This is a genomic window from Acinetobacter sp. WCHA29 (assembly GCF_002165335.1).
In the GTDB taxonomy this organism is placed as follows: Bacteria; Pseudomonadota; Gammaproteobacteria; order Pseudomonadales; family Moraxellaceae; genus Acinetobacter.
Map to the genome: position 1 here is coordinate 179,760 of NZ_NHRQ01000004.1, position 12,511 is coordinate 192,270.

Sequence of the window (12,511 nt, forward strand, 5' to 3'; positions counted from 1 at the left end):
ATAGAGGATTGGTGTAATGGTAGCATGACGGTCTCCAAAACCGTTCGTCAAGGTTCGAGTCCTTGATCCTCTGCCAAATAAATAAAAAAGCCCTTGTATTTACAAGGGCTTTTTTATTTTCTCAATTTGATGTTTGAGTAAAAGTATAGAAATATTTGCTCAAAGCATACATAGCCTGTTTTGACTTATATAAAAAGACTAGGGAACACATAGGTTTCCTAATCTTAAGTTGGTGATTTTATATATTGATCGATTATGGTGTTGCTAATGCAGTTGCCAAGAGTGGTAAATTTTGCCCTGTAGCAGCAGCTTAGGACTTACGCATAAAAGTAAAAAATTAATGCACTATAGCCCAGAAAATAGCATCACAATCTCAGGCTTTCTGAGTTGTTCTCGCATATAATAACTGAGTAAGCCTTGCTTTAACTGATAAATCGTCGTTTCCCATTTTCTCGCTAAGGCGATAAAACGATGCCACACCAATATACAACAGGCTATATGATTTCGTTGACTTTGACCCTTGCGACACTGGCAACGTTCTATACCTTTCGTTTGTTTTAACTCCCGATGCACCTGCTCAATACGCCAGCCAACTGCACAGATTGTTTTGATCTCATCAAGAGTACGAGTCGTTGTTGCATTCGTCACAATATAATCTGTACGTTCGGTAGAGTGTAATGAATGACCTTTGGGAAAACCGCGTAAATGGACGCTATCGAGTCTGTAAATAAAACTGTGTAAACGCTTAAACTAAGCCCTGACGCTGTTGGGGTTAACTAAGGTGTTTATTATGAAAGATGAAGCAATGTTGGCATTAGCAAAAGAGCTTGCCAAAAATCTAAAAACTGAAGCTGACCTCAATGATTTTAGTCGAGCGTTAAAAAAACTCACTGTTGAGACTGTTCTTAATGCCGAGCTTACTGAACATTTAGGGTATGAAAAAAATAGCTCTCGCATCAACAAAAATGCACGTAGTGGCTATACCACAAAGGGTTTATTAACTGATGATGGTGAGTTTGATCTCGATACCCCTAGAGATCGTGATGGTACATTTGAGCCACAGTTGATTAAGAAAAACTAGACTCGTATCACGCAAATGGACAGTCAAATTTTATCGCTATATGCCAAAGGAATGACCACACGAGATATCGTTGCCACATTCAAAGAAATGTACGATGCAGATGTATCACCAATGCTCATTTCCAGAGTTACAGATGTGGTCAAAGAGCAAGTAATCGAATGGCAAAACCGCCCTTTAGATGCTCTATATCCCTTGCGCAGCAGGTGCTGCTCATTATATGGATTGTATCGTCGTTAAGGTACGTCAGGACAGTTTAGTTATAAACAAGGCCGTATACCTCGCATTAGGCGTCAATACTGATGGATAGAAAGACCTATTAGGCATGTGGATGTCAGAAAACGAAGGTGCTAAATTTTGGTTATCTGTCCTGACCGAACTTAAAAATCGTGGTTTAAAGGATATTCTGATTGCCTGTGTAGATGGCTTAAAAGGCTTTCCTGATGCGATTAATACGGTCTATCCTGATACCCATATCCAGTTGTGTATCATCCACATGGTACGCAATAATCTCAAATATGTGAGTTGGAAAGACTATAAGGCTGTAACTGCCGATTTAAAGAGGATTTATCAATCTGTTACGGAAGATGCAGCGTTACAGGCTTTAGATGAATTTGGGCAAAAGTGGGATGACAAATACCCTCAAATCAGCAAGTCATGGTTATCCAACTGGTCGAATTTAAACACGTTTTTTGCTTACCCAATGGATGTTCGTAAAGCAATTTATACGACAAATGCAATTGAGTCACTGAACAGTGTTATCCGTCATGTGACGAAGAAAAGAAAAATCTTCCCAACGGATGATTCAGTGAGAAAAGTGGTATATTTAGCGATTATGGCAGCAAGCAAAAAATGGACAATGCCTATCCAAAATTGGAAAGCTGCTATGAATCGTTTTAGCATCATGTTTGTAGAGCGCGTAACGAGATATTTTTAAATCTGCATTTACACAGAATTATTTACAGGCTCATAAAAAAAGCAAAGCCGAGGCTTTGCTTTTTTAATCAACAAAATTTAGATTTTGCCAATTAGATCATTAATTTGTTTCGCTTGTTCAGCTGCATTACCTGTGTAAGTTGCAGGTGTTAATTCAGCTAAACGCGCACGTTCATCTGCTGGAACTTGTGCAAGTTCATCACCATTTACGAAGTTCACCATCATCTCACGTGTCATTGCTTGACCACGAGTCAATGCTTTTAATTTTTCGTAAGGTTTTTCAACATTATAACGACGCATAACGGTTTGGATTGGCTCTGCAAGAACTTCTTGTGCTTGGTCTAAATCTTCATTTAAACGGTTCGCGTTGAGTTCAAGTTTACCAATACCTTTTAAGCAAGCATCAAAAGCAATCAAGCTTTGTGCAAAACCAACACCCATGTTACGAAGAACAGTTGAGTCAGTTAAATCACGCTGCCAGCGAGAAACAGGAAGTTTTTCACCAAGATGACCCAATACCGCATTTGCGATACCTAAGTTACCTTCAGAATTTTCGAAGTCAATTGGGTTTACTTTATGAGGCATAGTTGATGAACCAACTTCACCGTCTTTTAATTTTTGCTTGAAGTAACCCAGTGAGATATAGCCCCAAACATCACGGTTAAAGTCGATCAAGATCGTGTTATAACGACGGAGTGCATCAAACAATTCAGCCATGTAATCATGTGGCTCGATTTGAGTGGTATATGGGTTGAAACTTAGACCTAAAGATTCAACAAATGCTTGTGCATGTGCAGCCCAATCAATTTCTGGATAAGCAGAAAGGTGAGCATTGTAGTTACCTACTGCACCATTGATTTTGCCCAATAATTCAACATTTTCAAATTGCTTGATTTGGCGCGCTAAACGATAAGCAACGTTCGCCATTTCTTTACCCAAAGTTGTTGGGCTAGCAGTTTGACCATGAGTACGAGATAACATTGGCTGTTCAGCATGTGTGATTGCCAAAGCAGAAATCGCGTTCAGAATTTGCTTCATGCTTGAAACTAAAACTTCACGACCATTTTTAAGCATTAATGCATGAGACAAGTTGTTGATGTCTTCAGATGTACATGCAAAATGAATGAATTCGCCCGCATTTTTTAATTCATCAATATTGGCAATTTTTTCTTTAAGGAAATATTCAACTGCTTTTACATCATGGTTAGTTGTACGTTCAATTTCTTTAATGCGGTTTGCATCTTCTTCAGAAAAATTCGTCACAATCGCATCTAAAGCAGCATTCGTTTCAGCAGAAAATGCAGGTACTTCGATGATTTCTGCACGATTTGCAAGTGCTTGTAACCAACGCACTTCAACAGTGACACGAGCGTGGATTAAACCAAACTCAGACAAAAAAGGGCGTAGCGCATCGCATTTGCTTGCATAACGTCCATCAAGTGGTGAGAGTGCGGTTAAAGCATTCATACAGATTCCTTAAAGTTTGTCTCTCTTGCAGAACTTTATTTATTCCTCAAGAGAGATTTATAGAGGTTGTAAAACGGTATAAAAAATTTGCTCTAGCATCGGTTTAAACGACCTGATACTGCAAACGAGCAAGAGCTTGAATATCTTGTAAAAGCTTACGTTTACTAAAGATCATACTCCATGAGCTACCGCCCAGTTGTCGCCATAAATGCGCAAGTTGTAGACCTGTAAAGAGGCAAGCACGGATTCGATTTGTATGATTCATATCTTTAAAAGCTTCAGCGTTACCACGGACAAGGATACGTGGATTAATTTGCCCAGCAGTTTCAACATAGGTCTGAGCTAAATTGGCAATAATACTTGGGTGCAAATAGTTATTATCGAAAAAAGACAACTGTTTTAGGATTTTTTGTTGAGCCGTTTCGATAATTTTGACGTATTCAGGATTGCTATAAACTTTCTTTTCCAACTGCAATAATGCCATAGCATAGGACATGGGAAGTTTAGCTGTCGAAAGTTTAGGGACTCTGGATTTTGGTGCAGTATTAAATGGCTGAGTAATACAACCTTCTAATGTTTTTAAACCTAGTGAAATATCCGCCAGTTGATTAAAGAAATCTAAAGTTTGAGTCGCATTGTTGGTCGCTGGGCGAATATTTAAACTTGCTTTGATCAGTAGTTCAAAATAAAAATTACCACTATCTCCAATACTTTGCTGACCCGCCATTGCAGTCATATGCGTGAGCTGGGTTGCCTGAAACACCGCGGCCAATGCCAAAGCACGGTTTTGTCGAACATTCAACGCTTGGGCGTGCTGAAAGGGTAACTCCACCATGCTTCGCTTCCAATTTCCTTAAATAAAATCTGGTTCAGGTGCATTGGTATGGTGAATCACACCACCACCTAAGCACACTTCTCCGGAGTAGAACACCACGCTTTGTCCAGGAGTTACAGCTCTTTGTGGTTCATCAAACTCAACTCGAATACCATTTTCGGTTTGCTCATCACGATAAATTGTACACGCTTGATCAGGCTGGCGATAACGGGTTTTTGCCGTGCATCGGAATCCTGTACTTGGGATGTCCTGTTCACCTGCGACCCAATCAATCGACTCACTCCAAAGCTGTGTGCTTTGCATGAGTGGGTGCTCATGTCCTTGACCGATCACCAAGCGATTATTGGCAATATCTTTATGGAGTACGAACCATGCACCTTCTTGTACACCTTTCATACCACCGATACCAATACCACCGCGTTGACCGAGCGTATAGTACATCAAGCCATGATGTTCACCAACTTCTTTACCTGACTCTAAAACAATTTTTCCAGCTTGTGCAGGTAAATATTGTTTTAAGAAATCGGTGAAACGACGTTCACCAATAAAGCAGATACCCGTCGAGTCTTTTTTCTTGGCAGTTGCCAGATCTAACTCTTCTGCAATGCGACGAACTTCGGGTTTCTCAATTTCGCCCACAGGGAATAGGGTCTTGTTAATTTCACGACCATGTACCGCATGTAAGAAATAAGTCTGGTCTTTATTATTATCGACACCACGCAGTAATGGGGCATATGTTTCGCCACGCGAGTTTTGCATGCTTGCACCACGACGTGCATAGTGACCTGTTGCAATGAAGTCTGCACCCAAAGTCATGGAATGATCGAGGAAGGCACGGAATTTAATTTCTTTATTACACAAGATATCTGGGTTTGGTGTGCGACCTGCAGCATATTCAGCCAAGAAGTGTTCAAACACGCGATCCCAATATTCCATGGCAAAGTTCGCAGTGTGCAGTTTGATACCAATTTTATCTGCAACGGCTTGCGCATCAGCTAAGTCTTCAAGTGCTGTGCAGTATTCCGTACCATCATCTTCCTCCCAGTTTTTCATGAAAAGACCTTCAACTTGATATCCTTGTTGAAGTAATAATGCGGCAGAAACAGAGGAGTCTACACCACCAGACATACCGACGATGACACGTTGTTGCATCTAATTAAGCATCCAAATGAGAAGTTAATGAGGGAGAGAAAGGGTGCTCATAAATGAGCGATAAGGGATATTTTTTGCCAGCAAGGGCATCTTCAATTACTTTTACAACCAATGGGCTTCTAGCACGTGCTGATTCTTGTAGCTCATCTAAGTTCATCCATACTGTACCAACAATACCTGTATCCAGTTGCGCATTTTCTTCAACTGAGGTGACATGTGCTAAAAAGCAAAAACGGTAATAGGTACGATCTGGAAACATCGGTGGAGTATAGGTATAAATCCCAAGCAGATAATCAATTTCAACATGATGACCTGTTTCTTCTAAGGTCTCACGAATCGCTGCTTGAATAATGGTTTCATCGCATTCTACATGTCCCGCAGGTTGATTAAACACGGTATGTACAAAGCCTTCGCTGTGTTCTTCAACAAACAGAAAACGTCCGTCTTTTTCGACTACAGTAGCGACTGTGACATGGGGTGTCCAAGCGGTCATAGAAAGCACCATGATTTTAAAAAACGTATTCTACAAAATTTGAGACGTGGTGGCTATCCTATTATTTCCCGTCACGATCTTTAATATGTTGTTTGGTGTCTGCAGGAATTATGCTGGAATATAGAAACTCTAACTCTTTCGGTTTTGTAATCATTTCATTTGCAATAAAGTTTAGGATATGAAAAAGTTTTATTGCTATTTCATTATCATCATTAAGGTCAATTTGACCTGGATGAACTGCATTGTTTCCTACTACCCTTAATAAATCTAATGCTTGTTGGATTTTTGGACTTAAACCCTCAGAAACCAACTCTTTTATATCATTATTAATATTTTTTCCTGATTTTCCAAGTTGTTTTAATAAAAGCTGTAATGCTAATCTTAAAAGCGCAGTTGCTCCTTTAGGTGATTCCATAGCAATTGATGAAGCCTCGTTATATAGGTTTTGAATTTCTTCGCTCATATCTTGATTAGGTGGTTCGATGGCGACTTGCTTGGGGTAAACTAGTTTTTCTCCTACCCAAAGAGAGATATCTGAACACGTCAAACACGTAGACAGTGAAAATTGGAATGGGATGAAATTAGTTAATTGTTTCTCATTTTCTTGATAAAAAATATTTAGAAATTTGACAATAGCATCTTGGTGAAAATCCCTAATACTAGATCTATAGTTTAAAAAAGTATCATTTACTATACTTTCTACTATAGTGGTTGCGTTGCGCTTATTAAACCAATCCTGTTGAGAAACAACCTTACAATGGGGACATTGAAAATTGCTTTTACCAAGCTTAGGTGTGTGATCCATACATGTCTCCGATTTTTATAATATAATAATGTTTTATAATTATGACGTTGCTGAGTTTAAATAATTATCTTTCACTTTCACATAATGACGTGCTGAATAAGGAAGGAACTCCATTTCTTTTTCAGTCAGTGCACGAACTTGTTGTACTGGACTACCGACATAGAGATAACCGCTTTTTAACACTTTACGTGGTGGCACAAGGCTACCTGCTCCAATCATTACATCATCTTCAATAATCACGTCATCTAAAACAACGGTATTAATCCCGATCAGGACACGATTACCTATGGTACAACCATGTAAAGTCACATGATGTCCAACCGTCACATCTTCGCCAATGATGAGAGGCGAACCATTTGGTTTAGCTTGGTTTTTATGACTGACATGCAACATACAGTGGTCTTGTACATTACTATTTTTGCCAATCTGAATTGAATTGACATCACCACGGATTACGGCAAAGGGCCAAACAGAAACATTCTCTGCTAATTTGACATCACCGATGATGACAGACATGTCATCCACATAACAGCTTGAATCAACATCAGGTTTTTGATCGAGATAGGGACGAATATTCTTAGCCATGAGTATGATCAATATAAAATATAGATGAATTATAAAATAAAAAAGCATTCATGCCCAAGAGCATGAATGCTTAATATCAGCAATTCTAAAATTAGAATAAGTTACTAAAGAACATCTTGATATGGTCAATTAGACGAGCAAAGAAGCTTGCTTCTTCAACAGGTTTTAATGCAACAAGTGGTTTCTCTGCAATCACTTTACCATCAAGGCTGGCAACTAATTTACCCACAACTTGACCTTTGGCTAAAGGCGCATTGAGTTTAGGTTGAACTACAAGTTGAGTTTTGATTTTGTCCGCTTGACCTTTAGGCATGGTTACGTTGAAGTTTTCAGCAAGACCAATTTGAACATTATCTTCTTTACCAAACCATACTTTTGCTTTAGCAAGCACTTGGTTAGCAGGTTGTACATTTGCAGTCTCGAAGTTTGCAAAGCCCCATGCTAATAATGTCCGAGTCTGTCCAGCACGTTCGTTCATGCTTGGTGTGCCAAAGATCACTGAGATCAAACGCATTGGTCCACGTTTACTTGAAGTGGTTAGGCAATAACCCGCTTCATCCGTATGACCCGTTTTCAAACCGTCAACGCTTGGGTCGGTATAAAGCAATGCATTACGGTTGCCTTGCTTAATACCATTAAATGTAAATTCTTTTTCCGAATAGATCGGGTAGTATTTAGAGCTATCTTTGATAATGTGTTGTGCTAGTACAGCCATATCTTTTGCTGTTGAGTAATGACCTTCAGCAGGCATCCCTGTTGAGTTGATGAAATGGGTGTTCACCATGCCAATCCGTTTGGCTTCCTGGTTCATCATATGGGCAAATGTACCTTCGTTGCCCGCAATGTGTTCGGCCATTGCTTTAGATGCATCATTGCCTGATTGAATAATAATGCCACGTAACATTTCTAGGACAGTTGCTGTACCATTTAATGGTACATACATACATGATTCAGCACTGGTACCACGACACCATGCTGATTCATTCATACGGACTTGTTCGTTGTCTGTTAATTCACCCTTTAAAAGTTTTTGTTCTATGATGTAGCTTGTCATCATTTTGGTCATAGAAGCGGGTGCGAGTTTTTCATTTTCGTTTTTTGCAGCAAGGATTTGTCCTGTCTCGTAATCCATTAATACATAGGATTTATTATTTAATTCTGGTGGAGACGGTAGGACAGTCGCTGCATATGAAAGGCTTGGCAAAAGTAATAATGCAGCAAGAGCGCTTTTTTGAGTCATTCTAGGTGTTCCAATATCTTGTGTGAAGCAGATGAGCCTAGCATTTTAGGACAAAGCAAAGCCGACTTCTACGGTAGAAGTCGGCTTTTTCATGCAGTATTGTAACTAATCAGTTACTTAGAATAATAATTCCGAACATCATCGCAAATTTGACGATTATCATCTTCAGATGCAGCCTTCGCATCTTTACGCGCTTCAGCAAGAGGAGCTTGGAACTCTTTGGTTTTAGCACGTTTATTGAGGATGTCTACAGCATTTGGTTCATTTGATAAGTATGATTTGACGAGGTTGTCATATGCTTTATTAAATTTTAGATCTTTGCCAATTAAATCTGGGCAGATTTCTGACAATACATAAATTGCAGCAAGTTCTTGAGGAGTCACGCCTTCAGATGTTGGTGTAACTTCAATTTTTTCAGGTTCAGATTTTTTTTCTGCGGCAAATACAGTTGTTGTGAAAAGACTAGATGTAATGAGAAATGATAAACCTAGTGTTTTGAAAACATTTTTCTTCATAAGAACTCAAACTCAGAAACAAGACTTAAAGAATTTGAATAGCTTATAGCATAAAAATATCAGTAGATTGTATGTTTGCTGTAGGAAATTAAACGGAAGCGTTTTCAAATCTTAAATTTGAAAACGCTTCCAAATTTTAATGGCATATTAGCCTTCAAAATTTAATACATCTTCACATACTGACTTTTGTTCAGCTTTTTCAACTTCTTTCGCTGCTTCACGAGCATCTTTCAATAAAGATTGGAATTCTCCATCTTTTTGTAGACTCTCAAGGGAAGCTGACTTATCAGAATAGGTGCTTAAATAAGAACCCACCATCTTTTTGATGTTTTCGTCAAATTTAGCATTTTTTCCAATTATGCTTGGGCACATTTCAATGAGGACTTGCGCATTGGCAATATCATCTTTGATGAGTGCGTCTGCTTCTTTAGTTGAAACCGTTGTGTTTGCAAAAATTGCGGGTGCTGTTAGAAGTGAAAAACTTACCCCTAAAACACGGATAAAAGTAGATAAATGTCTCATGGCGGCATAAATTTCTAATACTATGAAGTTACAAATATATATAATTCAGTGAATAATTCAATTGAAAAAACTACGTAGTAACATTTGAAGAGACAAGATCAAAGTGAATATTTTAATAGCAAATGATGATGGTGTTTTTGCACCAGGCTTACAGGCTCTAGCACAAGCGTTAAAGCCTTTAGGACGCGTCGTCGTGGTTGCACCTGAAAGTGAGCGTAGCGGTTACTCAAGTGCTTTAACTTTAGATCGTCCTTTACGACCGATCCCAATTGCAGAGGATGTTTGGGCTGTGAATGGAACGCCCGCAGATTGTGTTTATTTATCAATGAATGGTCTATTCGATTTTGAATTTGATCTTGTTGTCAGTGGTATTAATAGTGGCGCAAACCTCGGCGATGATGTTCTATATTCAGGTACGGTTGGTGCTGCATTTGAAGGTCGCCTAATGAAACATCCTGCAATCGCAGTTTCATTAGCAGGTTCAAATGTACGTTCCTATGAACATCCTGAGCATTATGCGAAAGCTGCACAATGGGTTCATGATTTTATTGCGAATGGACTACCAATTTTGCCGCCCCGTCATATTTTTAATATTAATATCCCAGATGTTGAGCAAATTAAAGGGGCACAAATCACCTATCAAGGTCGTAGAGCACAATCCAAACCAATTAGTAGCCATGTCGATCCACGTGGTCGCCAAGTCTATTGGATTGGTTTAGCCGGTGAGGCAGTTACAGAACCTCAATCCGCTTCAAGTCATATTCAGTCTGATTTCTTTGCTGTCGCGAATGGTTATGTCAGTATTACGCCGATTCAAATGGATGCAACTAATTATGCTGTACTCGATAATTTACATCTTCATGTAAATGGTTAGCAGTGGCTATGTTATAACTTTGTGAATATAGAAAGTGAGAACTCGTTTTTTCTCACTTTTTTGGTACTCTTAGGCGCAAATAAATTAAGGTTTTTTTCGATGAGGGCGAAGATGCATTTAAACCATGTCTCGATTTTTCTATCACGAAAAATGATTAAAACAATCGTGTTGTCTATGGCAGTAACAAGCATTGTCGTCGTTACAGGTTGTGCATCAAAACCACAAGCAAAAGGTGGTAATCGTTATGTACAGCAAGCACCCAATTATTACACAGTACGTTCAGGCGATACGCTGAGTGCAATTGCAAATCGTTATGGATTGAATTATTTAGATGTTGCTGCGCTGAATGATATTGCGCCGCCTTATCGTATTTATGTCAACCAATCATTACGTTTAAAAGGTTCTGTTGCAGAACGAACTACATCTACACAAGCAGTGGTACAAACCGCGCCGATTCAACGTCAAACGATTAACTTGCCAACACAACAACCTGTTGTTCCTAAGACACAGCCTGTTATACCCAAAGCTGTTGTTCCAGCAAATCCTGTTACACCATCTTCAACGACGCTTGCTTCGAGTTTACGTTGGGTAAAACCATCAAATGGAGCGATCATTCAAAGTTTCAATTTGGCAAATAACGTCAAAGGAACACGTTACGGTGGTAATGAAGGTGATCCAATTTTTGCTGCTGCAAATGGGCAAGTGGTCTATGCTGCTGATGGTTTAAAAGAATATGGCAATCTAGTCTTGATTAAGCATATTGATGGTTATATTACGGCGTACGCGCATAACAGTAAGATGTTAGTCAAGAGTGGGGATAATGTGACTGCTGGTCAAAAAATTGCAGAAATGGGTTCTTCAGGTGCTTCACGTATCATGCTTGAGTTCCAAGTTCGTTTAGATGGCAAGCCTGTAAATCCAATGACAGTTTTACCAAACTAAAATAGCCGAATTAATAATCTTTTAATAAATTATTAATAATCGCTAGTTTAAGGGTAGACTTCCTTGTATACTTATTGAGATTGCTTTAATTAGAACAATAAGCATATTTTAATAAATTAAGAGAGAAGTCTATGCTAGATCAATTGCGTGCAATGGGGGTCTTTGCTTGCGTTGTTGAAAAAAGTTCTTTTAGTGGTGCAGCACGAGAATTAGGAATTACAACAAGTGCAGTCAGTCAACAAATTCGTTCTTTAGAACATGAAATGGATGTCACTTTACTTCATCGTTCTACTCGAAAACTCAGTCTTACAGAAGCAGGACAAGCATTTTTTCTCAGTTGCCAAGAAATGTTGGCTGCCGCTGAACGTGGCAAAATTCGTATCAATGAACTGCGCGACGATCTTGTTGGAGATTTACGTATTGCGACGACACCTGAATTAGGTGCCTTGCATGTCATTCCAGCACTATCTCATTGGATGTCAGCACATAAAGGTCTAGCGATTCATTTTGAAGCAGACCACCGTTATATTGATTTGATTGAAGAGCGGATTGATATCGCAATACGGATGAGCCTGCGTGTTGATGATCATCAGCTCACCGCAGTACCTTTAGCGAGAGTTGATCAGGTTCTTGTTGCATCGCCAAGTTATCTCAATCAAGCATCAACTATTACTCGCCCAGAAGATTTACGAAATCACGAATTATTACCTGTTACATTGATGCAAAATTATCAACATTTTGCCTTCCGTCATGGTTTGAGTGGTGAAATTGTCAATGTTGATATGAAAACACGCTTAGGCACAAACAATGTTTTTGTTGCTAAATCCTTGTGCCAGCAGGGGCATGGTATTGCACGTATTCTCTATATGGACATTCAAAAAGAACTGATTAATGGTTCTTTGGTTGAAGTTCTACCTGATTGGCAACTTCCTGCTTATACGCTTCATGCTTTAACTTCCAAGCGTGAACAATACCCAATGAAAGTACATCGTTGTATTGATGCATTAAAACAATATTTCTCTCAATTACCTGGTGGACGATCTCTACTGGGTGTAGCCTAAGAAAAA

The 12,511-nt window shown here is 39.1% G+C and carries 13 protein-coding genes, 1 tRNA gene and 1 pseudogene; 5 read left to right on the forward strand and 10 right to left on the reverse strand.

Translation table 11 applies throughout. The annotated features are described in order from the left end of the window. Positions 1-2 precede the first annotated feature (2 nt). Positions 3-76: transfer RNA gene (locus tag CDG59_RS04870), tRNA-Trp, on the forward strand. A gap of 269 nt (positions 77-345) precedes the next feature. On the opposite strand, the gene CDG59_RS04875 is transcribed toward CDG59_RS04870, so the two are convergent. Continuing rightward, positions 346-729 carry a transposase gene (locus tag CDG59_RS04875; protein ID WP_143225213.1) on the reverse strand — a complete coding sequence of 128 codons (384 nt, stop codon included), beginning with the start codon at positions 727-729 and terminating at the stop codon, positions 346-348. A gap of 61 nt (positions 730-790) precedes the next feature. Between CDG59_RS04875 and CDG59_RS04880 the strand changes: the two are divergent. Continuing rightward, positions 791-2,015 (forward strand): annotated as a pseudogene (locus tag CDG59_RS04880) (IS256 family transposase). A 77-nt stretch (positions 2,016-2,092) separates the two neighbouring features. Here CDG59_RS04880 and purB read toward each other — a convergent pair. The 9 genes from purB to CDG59_RS04925 form a co-directional block, all read right to left on the reverse strand. After that, positions 2,093-3,481 (reverse strand): adenylosuccinate lyase, encoded by a 1,389-nt coding sequence (purB, locus tag CDG59_RS04885; RefSeq protein ID WP_087543945.1) that lies wholly within the window; start codon positions 3,479-3,481, stop codon positions 2,093-2,095. Between the two features lie 103 nt (positions 3,482-3,584). Beyond that, complete coding sequence (gene hflD / locus CDG59_RS04890) at positions 3,585-4,316, reverse strand: high frequency lysogenization protein HflD (RefSeq protein ID WP_087543946.1); 732 nt, start codon at positions 4,314-4,316, stop codon at positions 3,585-3,587. Positions 4,317-4,334: 18 nt separating this feature from the next. After that, on the reverse strand, positions 4,335-5,468 hold the full coding sequence (gene mnmA, locus CDG59_RS04895) for a tRNA 2-thiouridine(34) synthase MnmA (protein WP_087543948.1): 1,134 nt from the start codon (positions 5,466-5,468) through the stop codon (positions 4,335-4,337). Positions 5,469-5,472: 4 nt separating this feature from the next. Next, positions 5,473-5,961 carry an NUDIX hydrolase gene (locus tag CDG59_RS04900; RefSeq protein WP_087543949.1) on the reverse strand — a complete coding sequence of 163 codons (489 nt, stop codon included), beginning with the start codon at positions 5,959-5,961 and terminating at the stop codon, positions 5,473-5,475. Between the two features lie 61 nt (positions 5,962-6,022). Further along, entirely contained in the window at positions 6,023-6,766 is a 744-nt protein-coding gene (locus CDG59_RS04905; protein WP_087543951.1) for a DUF4145 domain-containing protein, read from the reverse strand. Positions 6,767-6,805: 39 nt separating this feature from the next. Continuing rightward, positions 6,806-7,351, reverse strand: coding sequence for a gamma carbonic anhydrase family protein (locus tag CDG59_RS04910; protein ID WP_087543953.1), 546 nt, complete (start codon positions 7,349-7,351; stop codon positions 6,806-6,808). A gap of 91 nt (positions 7,352-7,442) precedes the next feature. Continuing rightward, positions 7,443-8,591, reverse strand: coding sequence for a D-alanyl-D-alanine carboxypeptidase PBP5/6 (dacC, locus tag CDG59_RS04915; RefSeq protein WP_087543955.1), 1,149 nt, complete (start codon positions 8,589-8,591; stop codon positions 7,443-7,445). 113 nt (positions 8,592-8,704) lie between these two features. After that, positions 8,705-9,106 carry an MCR_0457 family protein gene (locus CDG59_RS04920; RefSeq protein WP_005159320.1) on the reverse strand — a complete coding sequence of 134 codons (402 nt, stop codon included), beginning with the start codon at positions 9,104-9,106 and terminating at the stop codon, positions 8,705-8,707. A gap of 147 nt (positions 9,107-9,253) precedes the next feature. Next, positions 9,254-9,628: an MCR_0457 family protein gene (locus tag CDG59_RS04925; protein WP_005159321.1), complete on the reverse strand. Its 375-nt coding sequence runs from the start codon at positions 9,626-9,628 to the stop codon at positions 9,254-9,256. A gap of 103 nt (positions 9,629-9,731) precedes the next feature. On the opposite strand from CDG59_RS04925, the gene surE reads away from it, so the two are divergent. The 3 genes from surE to CDG59_RS04940 all read left to right on the forward strand — a co-directional run bounded on the left by surE (position 9,732) and on the right by CDG59_RS04940 (position 12,505). Next, the gene (gene surE / locus CDG59_RS04930; protein ID WP_087543957.1) at positions 9,732-10,502 is read left to right on the forward strand and encodes a 5'/3'-nucleotidase SurE; all 771 of its coding nucleotides are present in this window, start codon (positions 9,732-9,734) and stop codon (positions 10,500-10,502) included. Positions 10,503-10,613: 111 nt separating this feature from the next. Further along, the gene (locus CDG59_RS04935) at positions 10,614-11,444 is read left to right on the forward strand and encodes a peptidoglycan DD-metalloendopeptidase family protein (RefSeq protein WP_087543959.1); all 831 of its coding nucleotides are present in this window, start codon (positions 10,614-10,616) and stop codon (positions 11,442-11,444) included. Positions 11,445-11,575: 131 nt separating this feature from the next. Next, positions 11,576-12,505, forward strand: coding sequence for a LysR family transcriptional regulator (locus tag CDG59_RS04940; protein ID WP_087537405.1), 930 nt, complete (start codon positions 11,576-11,578; stop codon positions 12,503-12,505). Positions 12,506-12,511 lie beyond the last annotated feature (6 nt).

Excerpts from the sequence above, each read along its gene's own strand:
- purB (WP_087543945.1), bottom strand. The coding sequence starts at position 3,481 with ATGAATGCTTTAACCGCACTCTCACCACTTGATGGACGTTATGCAAGC.
- hflD (WP_087543946.1), bottom strand. The coding sequence starts at position 4,316 with ATGGTGGAGTTACCCTTTCAGCACGCCCAAGCGTTGAATGTTCGACAA.
- mnmA (WP_087543948.1), bottom strand. The coding sequence starts at position 5,468 with ATGCAACAACGTGTCATCGTCGGTATGTCTGGTGGTGTAGACTCCTCT.
- CDG59_RS04900 (WP_087543949.1), bottom strand. The coding sequence starts at position 5,961 with ATGACCGCTTGGACACCCCATGTCACAGTCGCTACTGTAGTCGAAAAA.
- CDG59_RS04905 (WP_087543951.1), bottom strand. The coding sequence starts at position 6,766 with ATGGATCACACACCTAAGCTTGGTAAAAGCAATTTTCAATGTCCCCAT.
- CDG59_RS04910 (WP_087543953.1), bottom strand. The coding sequence starts at position 7,351 with ATGGCTAAGAATATTCGTCCCTATCTCGATCAAAAACCTGATGTTGAT.
- dacC (WP_087543955.1), bottom strand. The coding sequence starts at position 8,591 with ATGACTCAAAAAAGCGCTCTTGCTGCATTATTACTTTTGCCAAGCCTT.
- CDG59_RS04920 (WP_005159320.1), bottom strand. The coding sequence starts at position 9,106 with ATGAAGAAAAATGTTTTCAAAACACTAGGTTTATCATTTCTCATTACA.
- CDG59_RS04925 (WP_005159321.1), bottom strand. The coding sequence starts at position 9,628 with ATGAGACATTTATCTACTTTTATCCGTGTTTTAGGGGTAAGTTTTTCA.
- CDG59_RS04935 (WP_087543959.1), top strand. The coding sequence starts at position 10,614 with ATGCATTTAAACCATGTCTCGATTTTTCTATCACGAAAAATGATTAAA.
- CDG59_RS04940 (WP_087537405.1), top strand. The coding sequence starts at position 11,576 with ATGCTAGATCAATTGCGTGCAATGGGGGTCTTTGCTTGCGTTGTTGAA.